Below are 15,096 nucleotides of genomic sequence, written 5' to 3'. Positions count from 1 at the left end.
CCCCTCTCCCGCCCCGAAGGGGCGGGGCTCTTTTCCCCGGCCGGAGGCCGGGGTGGGGCGGTCCCCGCACCGAAGGCGCGGGCAAACGCTCACGTCACGGACAACGTGACCCCGGTCGTCGCGCAAAGCGCCGAAGGCGCGGAAACGCAGCGACGGTCACGTCAAGAACGTCGCGCACACTTCACATCGCGTAGAGGTCCGCGGGGCGCCACGCCGCCACCGGCCCGGGCCGGGCCAGAAAAAGCTCACAGTGGTGGAAGCCGAGTTCCTCCTTGCCCTCGGGCGAGAGCCCCGCCGAGGCCACCGCCGCCAGCGCGGCCCGCCGCTCCCGCTCGTCACTGAACCGCCGCTGCGCGAACGTGTGCGGCAGTTTCTCCGTGACCAGCCCGAACCCGTCCAGCGTCTCCGCGATCGGCTCGAAGCTGACGGACCGCAGCACGAAGGCGGCCACCCACACGCCCTCGGGCCCGTGGGCCATGTGCGGCAGGAGCCGCGCGAAGGTCCGCTCCGTGACGTAACCGATGCCGCCGGTGACCGTGATCAGCCCCACCCGGGGGAGCGCCCGGGTGAGCTCCTCGCCGGGGTCCGCGCTCTCCAGGTCCTCGCCGAAGCCGCGGTCGAGAAGCCCGGCGCGCTCCGCGTAGGCGACGGCGCGGCCGGCCGCGTCCAGCCCGAGGACGGGCGCGGCGCTCGGCAGCCGCCGGCCGGCATAGAACGCCCGGTCGGCGTCGATGAGCTCGTCCGTGGTGAGGCCGGCCCGCTCGGGCGCGGTGTAGCGGGCGTAGAGCTCCTCCAGGCTCAGCTCGTGGTTGATCAGCGCCGCGTTGACCCCGTAGGAGCAGCAGATGTCGAGCACGGTCGGCGGGCCGGCGGCCCCCGTCACTTCCTGGTGGGCGGCGAGCAGCCGGCGGAAGACGGGCTGGGCGTGGTGCGGGGTGCGGTACGCCAGGGGCCGGAGCCGCCGGAAGTACGCCCGCGGGTCGGGCCGGTCGTACACGTCGTCGAACGCGGTCTTGCCCTGGTGGCGGACCGCGCGCCGGTGCCCGCCGTGCCCGGTGGTCTCCTGGATGCCGGTCATCGCTGTCCTCGCCGCCTCGTCGCCCAATGGGTCCGCCGCGTCCCACCCGCATCTCCATCGTCGCAGGTCCCTCCCGAAGGGCGGACGCGCGGAACGCGCCACGCGCGGCGGGGCGACCGGACGGGTGATCGGCCCGGCGGCCGGGGCCGTGAACGATTGGCGGTCGCGCCGCCGGGAACCCGCGCACCGGGCGCCGGAGCGGCGGCCCGGCCGAAGGAGCAGCCGAAAAAACGTGAGGTGAGGGACCGCATGGGCCGCAAGCAGGAAGCCGTCGTCCACGCACTGCTCGACCGCGAGGGTCGCACCTACGCCGCCGAGGCCGGCATCAGACTGCGCGACACGCCCGCGCCGCTGTACCAGCTGCTGGTCCTCTCCCATCTGCTGTCCGCCCGCATCCGGGCGGACATCGCCGTGGCGGCGGCCCGCGCGCTGTTCGCCGCCGGCCTGCGCGACCCGCGGAGCATGGCGCGGGCCGACTGGCAGCAGCGGGTGGACGCGCTCGGGGAGGGCGGCTACCGCCGCTACGACGAGCGCACCGCCACTCAGCTCGGCGACGAGGCGGAGCTGCTGCTCCGCGACTTCAAGGGCGATCTGCGGCGGCTGCGCGAGGCCGGCGACCCGGGGGAGGGCCTGCGCCGCTTCCCGGGCATCGGGCCGGCCGGGGCCGACATCTTCCTGCGCGAGGTGCAGGGCGTGTGGCCCGATGTCGCCCCGCACCTGGACGGCAAGGCGCTGTCCGGCGCGGAGCGCCTCGGGCTGCCCACGGCGCCCGGAGCGCTGGCCCGGCTGGTGGCGCCGGAGGACCTGCCCCGGCTGGCGGCGGGCCTGGTCCGCGTCTCCCTCGACAAGAAGGCCGCCGACAAGGTCCTCGCCGCCGCCGGCTGACGCCGACAGGGCGCCGACAGGCCGTCAGTCGCGCCGCTCCTCGGCGCGGTCACCGCCCCACAGCGTGTGGTACGTGCCGTCGCGGTCGGTGCGCCGGTACGTGTGGGCGCCGAAGAAGTCGCGCTGCCCCTGGGTGAGCGCGGCCGGGAGCCGCTCGGCGCGCAGCGCGTCGTAGTAGGCCAGGGCGGCGGAGAAGCCGGGGGTCGGGACGCCGTGGGCGACGGCCGTGCCGACCACCGCCCGCCAGGACTCCTGGGCCGCGCCGATCTCGTCGGCGAAGGCGCGGTCGGCCAGCAGCGTCGGCAGCCCCGGGTCGGTGGCGAAGGCCGAGCGGATGCGGTCGAGGAACGCGGCCCGGATGATGCAGCCGCCCCGCCAGATGGCGGCCACCCGGCCGAGGTCGATGCCCCAGTCGTACTCGGCGCTCGCCGCGCCGATCATGTTCCAGCCCTGGGCGTACGAGACGACCTTCGAGGCGTACAGGGCCTCCTCCACCCGGGCGGCGAACGCGGTCGCCTCCTCGGCGGGGAGCGGGTCCCGCTTGGGCCCCGGCAGGGTGCGGGCCGCCTCGCGCAGGGCGCTGGCCCCGGAGAGGGAGCGGGCGAAGACGGCCTCGGCGATGCCGGAGACGGGGACGCCGTGGTCGAGGGCGGTCTGCACGGTCCAGCGGCCGGTGCCCTTCTGCTCGGCCTCGTCCGCCACGACGTCCACGAACGGCCGGCCCGTGGCGGCGTCGGTGTGGGCGAGCACCTCGGCGGTGATCTCGATGAGGTACGAGTCGAGCCGCCCGGTGTTCCAGGTCCGGAACGTCTCGGCGATCCGCGCGGGCTCGTAACCGGCGACATGGCGCAGCAGGTCGTACGCCTCGGCGATGAGTTGCATGTCGGCGTACTCGATGCCGTTGTGCACCATCTTCACGAAGTGGCCGGCGCCGTCGGGGCCGATGTGGGCGCAGCAGGGCGTGCCGTCCTCCGCCGTGGCGGCGATGTCCTCCAGCAGCGGGCCGAGGGCCTCGTACGACTCGGGGGAGCCGCCGGGCATGATGCTGGGGCCGTTGAGGGCGCCCTCCTCGCCGCCGGAGATGCCGGCGCCGACGAAGTGGATGCCGCGCTCGCGCAGGGCCGCCTCGCGGCGGCGGGTGTCGGCGAAGTGCGCGTTGCCACCGTCGATGATCATGTCGCCGGGCTCCAGGAGCGGGGCGAACTCCTCGATGACGGCGTCCGTGGGGCCGCCGGCCTTCACCATGACGACGAGCCGCCGGGGCCGTTCGAGGGCGGCGACGAAGTCCTGGGCGCTCTCGGCGGGGACGAAGTCGCCCTCGTGCCCGAACTCCTCGATGAGCGCGCGGGTCCGGGTGGGGGTGCGGTTGTGCACGGCCACGGTGTGGCCGTGGCGGGCGAAGTTCCGGGCCAGATTGCTGCCCATGACGGCGAGTCCGGTGACGCCGATGCGTGCGGTTGCCTGGGTGTCGTCCGAAGTGCTGGGCATGCGGTGTCCCACTCCTGTCGCTTGCTCCGACGGCTTGTGCGAGGCGTCAACGTCCGGCCCGGCGAAGATCTTCCTCCCGGGCCCGGGCGCCGCTCGGCCATCCTGGCACGCCCCGCTCGAGGAAGGCTGGCGCGCGGGCGCCCGGCCCCCGCCATGGCGGGCCGCGGTCAGGACCCTGTCGCGGACCTGCTCGGGGGTCTCGACGCGCGGGTCGATCGGGTCGGTCACCCCGATGAACACGCGGGCGTGGTCGGCCAGATGGGCGGCGAGGGGAGTTCACGGCGCTGCGCACGGCGCTGGGCAACCCGCTCGGCAACATCGAGGCGGCCTTCGCGCACTGGACACCCACGGCCACGGTCGCGTCCGGCGCGCGGACTACCTCGCGTCCGTCCGCGCGCACGTCGCCGGCGAGAGCTCTCCCATGGGGGAGGCCCTCCACCGCGTCGCGTAGGGCCGGGCGCGGGCCGTCGGCGGGCGGGTCGTGGCGCACGGCACCGCGCCCCGCCCGCCGTGCGGGTCAGTGCCTCAGACGCGTGGGCTGGTGCGTGGTCTCGGAGATGTCCGCACTGGCCTTGTCGAGCAGTTGCTTGGCGAGGTCGTTGAGTGCCCGGGCCGCCGCGATCTCCTCGCCGATGCGCTGGCGGGCGGGGTCGCTGGGGTGCCGGACGGTGGCGCCGTGGGCCTTCACCTCCGTGCCGTCCCGCAGCCGCAGCCGGACGTCGGCCTCGGTCTCCTGTCCGCCCTCGTGGAACTCCATGTCGATGTTGCCCCCCACGATCGTCTCCATGGCCATGACCTCCGATGTGCGCGTTGGTGGTGGACGTTGCCGCCGGTGGGGCGCCGGCCGGCCGGCCGGCCTCGGCCGGCGCGTCGTACGCCGTCCTCAGCCGGCGCGTCGTACGCCGCCCGAGGGGGCGAGGTGGGCCGCGAACCAGTCGCGGGCGAGCTCGGACACCGCCGCCAGCGCGCCGGGCTCCTCGAACAGATGCGTGGCACCCGGCACGATCGCGAGCCGGTGCTCGCAGCGCAGCCGGGCCGCCGCCTGGCGGTTGAGGTCGAGCACGGTCTCGTCGTGCCCGCCGACGATCAGCAGGGTCGGGGCCCGTACGCCCGCGAGCCGGGCCCCGGCGAGATCGGGGCGGCCGCCCCGGGACACCACGGCCGCGACCGCCGGGCCGTCGGCCGCCGCGCCACCGCCGGCCGTCGTAGCCCCACCGGGCCCGGCCGCACCGGCGCCCGCGCCGCCGGCTCCCGCAGCGTCCTCCGCCGCCAGGTCGGCCGCCGCCCACAGGGCCGCGGCCGCGCCCGTACTGGCGCCGAAGTAGCAGATGGGCACCTGTTCGCGGCGCAGCCAGCGGGTGACGTCCGCCAGCCGGCGGGCCAGGGGCTCGATGGCGAAGACGTTCGAGCGGTCGAGCTCCTCGTCCGGGGTGAGGAGGTCGAAGAGGAGCGTGCCCAGGCCCGCCTCGTTGAGCGCCGCGGCCACGGCCCGGTTGCGCGGGCTGAGCCGGCTGCTGCCGCTGCCGTGGGCGAACGCGACCACGGCCGGGGCGCCGGGCGGCATCGTCAGATCGCCGGGCAGCCGGACGGTGCCGTTCTCCACGGGCAGCTCGACGGGGGCCGGGGCGCCCGTACGGCCGGCGGCCGGGCCCGCGCCCCCGGCGGAGGCGGCCGCGCCTCCGGGGGAGGGGCCCGCGCCCGTGGGAGAGCGGTTCGCGTCCCCGCCGGTCGGGTCGGCGGCCGCGGACGGCGGGTCCGCTCCGGACGGCGGGTCGGCGGCCGCGGCCGAGGGGTCCGCCCCGGCCGAGGGGTCCGCCGCCGCGGCGGACCCGCTCGCGGCCTCCGGGGCCTGGCCGCCGAAGGCCGCGCCGCGCCTGAGCAGGTCGACGACCTCCGCGTCCTCGGTCTGGGTGAAGTCCCGGTACCACTCGCCCACCGCGAAGAAAACCTCCGGCGTGGTCAGACAGACCAGCTCGTCGACCTCCGGCCGGAGCGTGGCCACCGCGTCCGGCGGCGCCACCGGCACGGCCAGCACCACCCGCGCCGCGCCCTGCGCCCGCGCCACCCGGCAGGCGGCGGACGCGGTCGCGCCGGTCGCGATGCCGTCGTCCACGACGATCGCCGTACGGCTGGCGAGCGAGGCGCGCGGCCGGCCGCCCCGGAAGCGTTCGGCCCGCCGGGCGAGCTCCACCTGCTCGGTCCGCTCGACCTCGGCGAGGTCCGTCTCGTCCACATGGCTCATCCGCACGATGTCGCCGCGGACCACCCGCACCCCGCCCTCACCGATCGCGCCGAAGCCCAGCTCCCGGTGGAACGGCACCCCCAGCTTGCGGACCAGGATCACGTCCAGCGGCGCCTCCAGCACCTGGGCGATCTCGTACGCCACGGGCACTCCGCCCCGCGGCAGGCCGAGCACGACCGGATTCTCGCTGCGCAGATGCTCGAGCCGCTCGGCCAGATGGCGCCCGGCGTCCGCTCGGTCGATGAATCGCATCGTCCACCTCTGATCCCGGCCCCCCGGCCCGGGCGGTGAGGGAATCCCGTTCTCGGCCCCGGCCCAGCGGGCCCTTCGGCGGCCCGTGGGGGCTCCGGCCTCTCAGTCCAATATGCGCAGAATGGGGCGGAAGAGTCCATGCGGGGCCCGCATCGGGCGTCCCGGGACGGCCCCTCGCCCCGGGAGCGGAACGAGCTCAGGGCGACCCGCTGTCGAGCGCGGCCCGCACCCGGGCGGCGACCCCGGCCGCCTCCGCCTCGTCCGCGTACCGCGTACGGGGCCAGAAGAAACCCCGCAGGCCGTCCTTGGGGTTGCGCGGCACCACATGGACGTGGAAATGCGGCACGGACTGGCTCACCCGGTTGTTCGCGGCGACGAAGGAGCCGGCCGCCCCCATGGCCTCCTGCACCGCCGCCGCCACCCGCCGCACCCGGCCGAAGAAGGGCCCGACCTCGCTCTCCGGGAGGTCCGTGAGCGTCTCGGCGTGCCGCCGGGGCACGACGAGGACGTGGCCGGGGAAGAGGGGCCGGGTGTCCAGGAACGCCACGGCCGTGGCGTCCTCCAGCACGCGGTGGGCGGGGGAGAGGTCGGCGACGATCGCACAGAACGGGCAGCTCATGGCGCAAGTCAACTACGTGACGCCCGCACGCACGCGGGGAACGCATCCCGTATGACGCTCCTCGTCGGAACCTCCGGCTGGCAGTACGCCGACTGGCGCCCGGGCCTCTATCCGGCCGCCCTGCCCCAGCGCCTCTGGCTGGAGGAGTACGCGAGCCGGTTCGCCACCGTCGAGAACAACAACGCCTTCTACCGGCTCCCCGAGGCCGCCACCTTCGCCGCCTGGCGCGACCGCACCCCCGCCGGCTTCGTGATGGCGGTCAAGGCCAGCCGCTATCTGACCCACATCAAGCGGCTGCGCGACCCCGAGGAGCCGGTGGGCCGGCTGATGGCGCGCGCCGCCGGGCTGGGCGAGCGGCTCGGCCCCGTCCTGCTCCAGCTGCCGCCCACGCTCCGGGCCGACCCCGAGGCGCTCGCCCGCTGTCTGCGCTGCTTCCCCGCCGGCGTCCGGGTGGCCGTCGAGCCCCGGCACGAGACCTGGTGGACCGACGGCACGCGGGCCGTCCTGGAGGAGCACGGCGCGGCGCTGTGCTGGGCCGACCGGGGGTCCCGGCCGGTGACCCCGCTGTGGCGGACGGCCGACTGGGGGTACGTGCGCTTCCACGCCGGCCGGGCCGCCCCCTGGCCGCGCTACGGCCGGCGCGCCCTGGCGAGCTGGGCCCGGCGCGTCGCCGACGCCTACCCGGACGCCGCCGACGTGTACGCGTACTTCAACAACGACCCCGGTGGCGCGGCCTACCGCGACGCCGCCGTGTTCGCCCGCGCCGCGCGGGCCCTGGGCCGCACGGTGAGCCGCACGCCCGGCGCGTGACCCCGCCCCTCCTGTCCGGGCGCCCCTCCTGTCCGGGCGCTCGTCCCGGGCCCCGCGTACGGTGCCCGGCCCCGTGGCTCAACCCGCCGCGTCCGCGAGGGTGTTCCAGAACATCAGCTCGTAGCTCTGGAGGAGCCGCCCGTAGCGCTGTGCCGCCGCTTCCGAGACCGTGCCCCGCTCCAGCCCGGTCGCCACGGCCGCCAGCGCCAGCCGCCCGATCTCCGGCGCGGGGGCCGCGAAGAAGTCGAAGAAGCCGCAGGCCGCGTCGTCCAGGCCGTATCCGCGGCGCAGCGCGTCGGCCATGGCGCGGCAGTAGCCGCCCCAGGCGGCGAAGTTCGCGGTCAGCGCGATCACGACATCGGCCGGCTCCGCCTGGAGCGCCAGCCACGCCGCGTAGGCGGGGTACGCCTGGCAGCCGGCCCTCGGCTCGTACGCGGCGAGGGCCGCACCGTCCAGGCCGCAGGCGGTGGCGAAGCGGGCCAGCTCGCGCAGCGCCACGTCCTCGCCGTCCGCCAGCGCGGCGAAGAACGCCGCGGCCGAGGGGTCCGCCGACCGCCCCGCCAGATGCGCGAAGCTGCGGCGATCGCTGCCGATGACGAGGTGCTGCTCGGCCGCGAGGGCGGCCAGGGCGTGCAGGGGCGCGCGGCCGGTGGTCACCAGGGGCAGGAACCGGTTGGCCCCGGCGTCGGGGGCGAGGGCGCGAACCGCGTCGTCGAGGGCGTCCTGAGCGGTACGGGGCATGGCGCTGCGCCTCCCGTGCGGGGACCGGGAACCTGGACACCGCTCACCGTCTCACGGGAAGCGCCCCCGTGGAGGCCGGACGCCGCGAACGCGTCCTGGCGGGCCGTGGGCCCGGCTCGGGCGGCAAAGCGCCTGGTCGGCGCGCGGGAGCGGACGGCGGTGTGATCGGCGTCACGCCGTCGCACGGCTCTCGCGGGGTTAGGGTGAACGCATGCTTCTGCTCGTTCGACGCCGCCATGTGGACCTCGTCCGCGTCACGAGCATGTCCTGTCGGCCCATCGGCTGACCCTCCGCGCCGCCCTTTCTTCCGGCCGCGCGTTCGCCGTTCCCGCGGGACGGCGCCTTCCTTCCTCCACCCCGCTCGGCCCGAGCCGTACGCCGCACCCCGGCGTCGACGGCGCGGTACGCCCCGGCCATCACCGGGCGTGGCCGAGCCCTCACCCTTTGCGGATGCACCATGTCGCAGCAGCTTCCCGTGATCGATCTGTCCGCCGCCGACCAGGGCCCCGACGCCCGCGCCCGGCTGCGCGCCCAACTCCACTCCGCCGCCCATGACGTGGGCTTCTTCCAGCTCACGGGGCATGGCGTCACCCCGGCCGAGACCGCGGAGCTGATGCGCGTCATCCGGGCGTTCTTCGCCCTGCCGGAGGCCGACCGGATGGCGATCAGCAACCTCAACTCCCCGCACTTCAGGGGCTACACCCGCATCGGCGACGAGCGCACCGGCGGCAGCCGGGACTGGCGCGACCAGCTCGACATCGGCGCCGAGCGGCCCGCCCGCGTCCCCGCGCCGGGGGAGCCCGGCTACTGGTGGCTGGAGGGCCCCAACCAGTGGCCCGCCGCCCTGCCGGAGCTGCGCACCACCGCGCTGGCCTGGCTCGACCGGCTGAGCGCCATCGCCCACCGCCTGCTGCGCGAGCTGCTCGCCGCCATCGGCGCCCCGCCCGGCTTCTACGACGACGCCTTCGCCGGCGAGCCGCATCTGCACCTCAAGATGGTCCGCTACCCCGGCCGCGCCGACGACGGCTCGGAGCAGGGCGTCGGCGCCCACAAGGACTACGGCTTCCTCACCCTGCTGCTCCAGGACGCGATCGGCGGCCTCCAGGTGCAGCGCGAGGACGGCGCGTTCCACGATGTGCCGCCGCTGCCGGGGGCGTTCGTGGTGAACCTCGGCGAACTGCTGGAGGTGGCCACCAACGGCTATCTCAAGGCCACCAACCACCGCGTGGTGAGCCCGCCCGGCGCCACCGAGCGCTTCTCGGTGCCGTTCTTCTACAACCCCCGGCTGGACGCCCGGATCGAGCCGCTGCCGTTCGCCCACGCGGAGCGCGCGCCCGGCGTGACGCGCGACCCGGCCAATCCGCTCTTCGCGGAGTACGGCCGCAACGAGCTCAAGGGGTGGCTGCGGGCGCACCCGGAGGTCGCCCGGCGGCACCACTCCCGACTGCTGACGGAGGCCCTCGCTCCGGCCGCCTGAGCGCGCTTCGCTCCGCGTGGTTCTTCCGGCCCCTGATCGCCCCCGTCCGCCCTTCGGCCGGCTGCCCTCCGGTGTGGCCCAACTCGCCCTGGCGGGCAAGTAGTTGGGCTTCACGGGGCAGAGGTCGGCCGATGCGGGCGGAAGGGGCCGCGAGGGCTTGCGGGCCCCTGGCCGCCGCCGTAAAGTCCGCTGGCGTCGCTCCGGTCATCCGATGTCTGCCGCGTGGCCGGGGCGGAGGCGCCGCCCGCCGCGAGCAGCGCGGCGGGCGTGCGCGAGTGTTCCCTCAGGGTCACCGGCCGAACCGCGACCGGGCCCCCGTACGGCTGTCGCCCCGGCGCCGCCGGCTACTGGTTTCCGGAGATGTGGAACAGACCGCCCTCGGGGTCGCGCAGCGAGGCCGCGCGTCCGAACGGCGTGTCCGCCGGCCGGGAGATCACCGTGCCGCCGGCCGCCGTCGCCCGCTCCACCGCGGCGTCGACGTCCGCGACGCAGAAGTAGACGTGCCACTGCGGGCGGATGTGCGGGTCGGGCGCGGCCTCCACGCCGCCGCCGTACAGCCCCGCCACGGTCTGCCCGCCGATCCGCAGCATCACCCGGTCGTGCTCGAAGCGGACGTCGATCGCGTCCGGCCCCTGGGCGTCCCAGTCGAACACCCCGCCGTAGAAGAGCGCCGACGCGAACGGGTCCCGGGTCCGCAGCTCCAGCCAGGCGGGGGCCCCGGCGCCCCGGCCGACCCGCCACTCGGGGTCGACCGGCCCCTCCCAGATCCCGAACACCGCGTCGCCCGGGTCGGAGGCCAGCGCCACCCGGCCCTTGCCGAACTCCAGCGGCCCCACGCCCACCGTGGCGCCCCGCTCCCGGACCCGGGAGGCCACCACGTCCGCGCTGTGCGCGGTGAAGTACGCGGTCCACGAGCCCGCGAAGCCCATGCTCTGGGTCGTCTCGCCCAGGCCGGCGACCGGCGCGCCGTCGGCGAGGGCCACGGCGTAGTTGCCCTGGCCCTGGAAGCCCGGCCGATACGTCCAGCCCAGCACGGCCCCGTAGAAGTCCCGGGCGGCCGCCAGGTCGCGTGTTGTCAGGCTCACCCAGCAGGGCGCCCCCTGGATCGTCTGCGATGTGGCCGTCAAGGCCGCTCACCTCGTTCCCGCGCGGAACCCCGCGAAATGCTGCCTACCACATTCCACCTGAACCACCAGAAATGCTACCCAAAAGGTCGGATGGTACGGGTGGCCACTCGCGGACCGTGCGTCGCTCCCGTCGTACGCCCGTACGTCGCCCCGGGCGCGTAGTCGGTACGCCCGTACGCCTGCACCTCCGTACGCCGTACGCCCGTACGCGCCGGAGCGCGCTCACTCCTCCGCGCCGGGGACCTCCCGCGGCTCCAGGGGCCGGGTGGCGGGCCCGTGCAGCACCGAGCCGTCGACGGCGAACCGGGAGCCGTGGCAGGGGCACTCCCAGGCCCGCTCGGCGTCGTTGAAACGCACCAGACAGCCCAGGTGGGTGCAGCGGGCGGAAACCGCCCGGGCGGCGCCCGACTCGTCGCGGTACACCGCGCAGCGCCGGCCCGCCAGCCGGACCACGGCCCCGCTGCCCGGCGGGATCTCGTCCACGGAGTCCACGTGGGAGGTGTGCAGCCGGTCCCCGACGAAGTGCTTGGCCACGGCGGACTGGAACGCCAGCAGCGTCGGGGCGTCCTTGAGCGGGGGGAGCCGGCGCGGGTCGTAGAGGTCGGTCCACTGCGGCCGCTCGCCGCCGAGCACATGGGCGGTGATCAGCCGGCCCGCCATGACGCCGTTGCTCATGCCCCAGCCGCCGAAGCCGCTCGCCACGTACACGTGGGAGGTGCCCGGATAGGCGTGGCCGACGTACGGCACGTGGTCGCTGGAGTCGTTGTCCTGCGTGGCCCAGCGGTAGCGGGTCGCCTCGCCGGCCGCGGCGAACGCCGGGAACCGCTCGCCCGCCCACGCCTCCAGCCGCTCGAACCGCTCGCCGACGTCGTCCGAGCCCGGCTCCGACGACTCACCGGTAATGATCAGCAGCCGCTGCCCGTTCTCGTACGGGGCCGTGCGGACCGAGCGGGTGTGCTGCTCGGGGGTGATGTACATGCCCATGGGCACGGCCTCCGCCGGCACCGGCGCCGCCACCACCAGCTCCCGGCGCGGCTTGAGCCGGGTGAACAGCATCGCCCGGTCGAAGACCGGAGAGTGCGTGGCCACCACCACGTCACGGGCCGTGACCTCCGCCCCGCTCTCCGTGGTGAGCCGGCAGCGGGCGCCGTCGTGGAGGTTCACCACCCGGCTGCGCTCGTGGATGCGGCCACCGCGGGCCAGGAAGTCGGCTGCCAGCCCCAGCAGGAACTTGCGCGGGTGGAACTGGAGCTGCGCCTCCACGCACACCGCCCCGGCGACCTCGAACGGCAGCCCGGTGGCCTCCACGAAGGACGCGTGCAGCCCCGCCTCGCGGGCCGCCTCGGCCTCCTCGCGCAGGTCGTCCAGCCGGTCGGTGGACTCGGCGTACGTATAGGCGGGCACCCGCTCCAGCTCGGCGTCGATGCCCAGCTCGGCACAGACGTCGGCCACGTGCTCCATCGCGTCCTGCTGGGAGCTCGCGTACAGCCGGGCGGCCTCGGCGCCGTGGGACGAGCGGAGCTTGCTGTAGATCAGCCCGTGCAGCGCGGTGAGCTTGGCCGTGGTGAAACCGGTGACGCCGGCGGCGATCCGGTCGGCCTCCAGCACCACCACCGACCGGCCGGCGCGGGCCAGCTCCCACGCGGTGCACAGCCCGGCGATGCCTCCGCCGACGACGGCGACGTCGACGTCGAGATCGGCGTCGAGGGAGGGGTGGGCGGTGCTCTCGGTGGTGTCCAGCCAGTACGACGTGGGGGACATTCGCGGATTCGGCATGTCCTCTCGGATTCCCGGACGGCCGCCGGGGTAACGAGGACGGCTCGAACGGCGCAACGGCACGAGGGCGGGTCGAGGTCGTACCGCCGTCCTGCGAGGAGTCCCGCGAGTCCCGTGAGGAGTCCCGCGAGGAGCCCCGCGAGGAGTGGACCGGCGGGCGTCGCGGGGGGACCATCGGGTAGGCGAAGCCGCGTGCAGCCAGGAGAGGCGTACAGCCAGGACAGGCCGGAGACGAGGAGGCTTCTTCCATGCCCATCGCGACCGTGAACCCCGCCACCGGCGAGACGCTGCGGACGTTCCAGCCACTGGACGCCGACGCCGTCGAGGAACGGCTGGCCCGCGCCCACCGGGCCTTCCAGGAGTACCGGACCACCGGCTTCGACGAGCGCGCCGAGCTGCTGCGCCGGGCCGCCGACCTGCTGGAGCGCGACCGCGACGAGATCGCCCGCACCATCACCATCGAAATGGGCAAGCCGCTGGGCGCGGCCCGCGCGGAGGCCGCCAAGTGCGCCAAGGCCATGCGCTGGTACGCCGACCACGCCGAGGAGCTGCTCGCCGACGAGCGCCCGTCGGCCGCGGACATCAAGGACAGCGGGGCGTCGACGGCGTACGTGCGCTACCGCCCGCTCGGGCCCGTGCTCGCCGTCATGCCGTGGAACTTCCCGCTCTGGCAGGTCGTGCGCTTCGCCGCGCCCGCCCTGATGGCCGGCAACGTCGGACTGCTCAAGCACGCGTCGAACGTGCCGCAGACCGCGCTCTACCTCGAAGAACTGATGCGCAGGGCCGGCTACCGCGAGGGCTGCTTCCAGACCCTGCTGGTCGGCTCCCGCGCCGTCGACGCGATCCTGCGGGACCCGAGGATCGCCGCCGCCACCCTCACCGGCAGCGAGGGCGCCGGCCGCTCGGTGGCCGCCGTCGCCGGCGACGAGATCAAGAAGACCGTGCTGGAGCTGGGCGGCAGCGACCCCTTCGTGGTCATGCCCTCCGCGGACGTGGCCCGAGCCGCGCAGACCGCGGTGACCGCGCGCACCCAGAACAACGGGCAGTCCTGCATCGCCGCCAAGCGCTTCATCGTGCACACGGACGTCTACGACGCCTTCACCGAGGCGTTCGTGGCGGCCATGGCGCGGCTGCGGGTCGGCGACCCCCTGGACGAGGCCACGGACATCGGACCGCTCGCCACGGAGCAGGGGCGCGCCGACCTCGAAGAGCTCGTCGACGACGCGCGGGAGCGGGGCGCGACCGTGCTCTGCGGCGGGGGCCGGCCGCGGGCCGAGGAGCTCGCCGCGGGCTGGTACTACGAGCCGACCGTGCTGGCCGGCGTCACCCCCGGGATGCGCATCCACCGCGAGGAGGCGTTCGGGCCGGTCGCCGCGCTCTACCGGGCCGCCGACCTGGACGAGGCGCTGCGCATCGCCAATGACTCGCCCTTCGGGCTGAGCTCCAACGTCTGGACCGAGGACGAGGCCGAGCGCGAACGGTTCGTCGCCGAGCTGGCGGCGGGCGGCGTGTACGTCAACGGGATGACGGCCTCGCACCCCGCGATGCCGTTCGGCGGTGTGAAGCGGTCCGGTTACGGGCGGGAGCTGGCGGGCCACGGGATTCGTGAGTTCTGCAACGCGACGACGGTCTGGATCTCGGCGTAGGGGCCCGAACGGTCCGAACAGCCTCAATCGAGAACGGCGCGTGCGGTGGCGATGTGCCGCTGTTTGGCGTCCTTCAGCGCCGTGAAGTACGCGGGATGGTCCCGTATCGCTCGTTCCTGGAGGCGCTTCTCCGCCGCGAACCACGCCTCGACCAGTCCGGAGCGCTGTTTGCAGCGTACGTCCGCGACGGCCACCGCGATCTCCTGGCGGGTGGGAAGGGTGTCGTCCTTCCACCACCGGTCGTCCTTCATGGCCTCGTAGGGGCCGGGGTAGTCGAAGCCCGCGCCGCGCATGCACGCGCTCCACTCCCGCAGCGCGCGGGCCGTGTCCGGCTCGTCCCGGGCCGCGGCGAGAGCCCGTTCGCCGAGGTCGTTGAAGAGCTTCAGGTCCACATCGGCGCGGGCGTCGTCGAGGAGCTTCCGGTGCGCCGTGATGACGCATCCCGTGTCGGGGGCGTTGGCCGCCCGGTCCTCCTCGTCCGAGAGCCGGGCGTCGCGCCGGTCCTCCCGCCCGCTCACGCCGTAGGGGTCGAGGAGATCCGGGGTGGCGTGGTAGCCGAAGCGTTCGGCGACGGCGGGTTCGATGACTCCGTAGCGGCGCCGGTTCCTGTTCTCGTCCACCGCGGTCGGCCGGTCGATCACCGGCCAGTCGAAGCCGCGCTCGCGCATGCAGGTGCGGGTGAGGGCGTCCTGGGCGTCGCGCAGGGTGTAGTAGTCGGCCAGGGACGCCTCGTACGCGTCGAAGGGCAGGACGAGCGCTCTGGCCTCGTCGGTCATGGGAGGCGCGGCTTCCGCGCGGTGGCCGGTCCGCGCGGCCGGCGCGGAGCACCCCGCCACGACACAGGACCCCGTCACGACACAGATCATTGCGAGCGCGTACCGCACCCGGCGGGTGGACATGTCGGCGACCTCCTTCGCCCGGTGGTGGGGGGGGGGGGGGGGGGGGGGGGGGGGGG

13 protein-coding genes are annotated in these 15,096 nt (G+C 75.2%); 4 read left to right on the top strand and 9 right to left on the bottom strand.

Annotated elements, in window-relative coordinates; genetic code table 11:
* Positions 1-181 precede the first annotated feature (181 nt).
* Entirely contained in the window at positions 182-1,078 is an 897-nt protein-coding gene (locus ACSNOD_RS18455) for a hypothetical protein (RefSeq protein WP_436768066.1), read from the bottom strand.
* A 249-nt stretch (positions 1,079-1,327) separates the two neighbouring features.
* Here ACSNOD_RS18455 and ACSNOD_RS18450 point away from each other — a divergent pair, with 249 nt between their 5' ends.
* A complete protein-coding gene (locus ACSNOD_RS18450) occupies positions 1,328-1,963 on the top strand; it encodes an endonuclease (protein ID WP_436768065.1) in 636 nt (211 codons plus the stop codon).
* Positions 1,964-1,987: 24 nt separating this feature from the next.
* Here the strand turns inward: ACSNOD_RS18450 and gndA are convergent, their stop codons facing one another.
* From gndA to ACSNOD_RS18430, 4 genes are all read right to left on the bottom strand, one after another.
* Positions 1,988-3,451: an NADP-dependent phosphogluconate dehydrogenase gene (gene gndA / locus ACSNOD_RS18445; protein WP_436768064.1), complete on the bottom strand. Its 1,464-nt coding sequence runs from the start codon at positions 3,449-3,451 to the stop codon at positions 1,988-1,990.
* A 517-nt stretch (positions 3,452-3,968) separates the two neighbouring features.
* Entirely contained in the window at positions 3,969-4,238 is a 270-nt protein-coding gene (locus tag ACSNOD_RS18440; protein WP_436768063.1) for a DUF1876 domain-containing protein, read from the bottom strand.
* A gap of 96 nt (positions 4,239-4,334) precedes the next feature.
* Positions 4,335-5,945 (bottom strand): phosphoribosyltransferase family protein, encoded by a 1,611-nt coding sequence (locus ACSNOD_RS18435; protein ID WP_436768062.1) that lies wholly within the window; start codon positions 5,943-5,945, stop codon positions 4,335-4,337.
* Positions 5,946-6,141: 196 nt separating this feature from the next.
* Positions 6,142-6,564: an HIT family protein gene (locus ACSNOD_RS18430; protein WP_436768061.1), complete on the bottom strand. Its 423-nt coding sequence runs from the start codon at positions 6,562-6,564 to the stop codon at positions 6,142-6,144.
* Positions 6,565-6,615: 51 nt separating this feature from the next.
* On the opposite strand from ACSNOD_RS18430, the gene ACSNOD_RS18425 reads away from it, so the two are divergent.
* Entirely contained in the window at positions 6,616-7,374 is a 759-nt protein-coding gene (locus ACSNOD_RS18425) for a DUF72 domain-containing protein (RefSeq protein WP_436768060.1), read from the top strand.
* Between the two features lie 78 nt (positions 7,375-7,452).
* Here ACSNOD_RS18425 and ACSNOD_RS18420 read toward each other — a convergent pair whose 3' ends face one another.
* On the bottom strand, positions 7,453-8,115 hold the full coding sequence (locus ACSNOD_RS18420; RefSeq protein WP_436768059.1) for a transcriptional regulator: 663 nt from the start codon (positions 8,113-8,115) through the stop codon (positions 7,453-7,455).
* Between the two features lie 457 nt (positions 8,116-8,572).
* Here ACSNOD_RS18420 and ACSNOD_RS18415 point away from each other — a divergent pair, with 457 nt between their 5' ends.
* Positions 8,573-9,592: an isopenicillin N synthase family dioxygenase gene (locus ACSNOD_RS18415; RefSeq protein ID WP_436768058.1), complete on the top strand. Its 1,020-nt coding sequence runs from the start codon at positions 8,573-8,575 to the stop codon at positions 9,590-9,592.
* Positions 9,593-9,936: 344 nt separating this feature from the next.
* Here the strand turns inward: ACSNOD_RS18415 and ACSNOD_RS18410 are convergent, their stop codons facing one another.
* Complete coding sequence (locus ACSNOD_RS18410; protein WP_436768057.1) at positions 9,937-10,719, bottom strand: VOC family protein; 783 nt, start codon at positions 10,717-10,719, stop codon at positions 9,937-9,939.
* 222 nt (positions 10,720-10,941) lie between these two features.
* Positions 10,942-12,495 carry an FAD-dependent oxidoreductase gene (locus ACSNOD_RS18405; protein ID WP_436768056.1) on the bottom strand — a complete coding sequence of 518 codons (1,554 nt, stop codon included), beginning with the start codon at positions 12,493-12,495 and terminating at the stop codon, positions 10,942-10,944.
* Between the two features lie 248 nt (positions 12,496-12,743).
* Between ACSNOD_RS18405 and ACSNOD_RS18400 the strand changes: the two genes are divergently transcribed.
* Positions 12,744-14,141 carry an NADP-dependent succinic semialdehyde dehydrogenase gene (locus ACSNOD_RS18400; protein WP_436768055.1) on the top strand — a complete coding sequence of 466 codons (1,398 nt, stop codon included), beginning with the start codon at positions 12,744-12,746 and terminating at the stop codon, positions 14,139-14,141.
* A 23-nt stretch (positions 14,142-14,164) separates the two neighbouring features.
* Here ACSNOD_RS18400 and ACSNOD_RS18395 read toward each other — a convergent pair whose 3' ends face one another.
* A complete protein-coding gene (locus ACSNOD_RS18395; protein WP_436768054.1) occupies positions 14,165-15,040 on the bottom strand; it encodes a hypothetical protein in 876 nt (291 codons plus the stop codon).
* Positions 15,041-15,096: the final 56 nt, after the last annotated feature.

Source organism: Streptomyces sp. URMC 123 (assembly GCF_051386515.1).
Lineage (GTDB): Bacteria > Actinomycetota > Actinomycetes > Streptomycetales > Streptomycetaceae > Streptomyces.
This window is presented reverse-complemented; position numbering and strand designations above follow the sequence as displayed.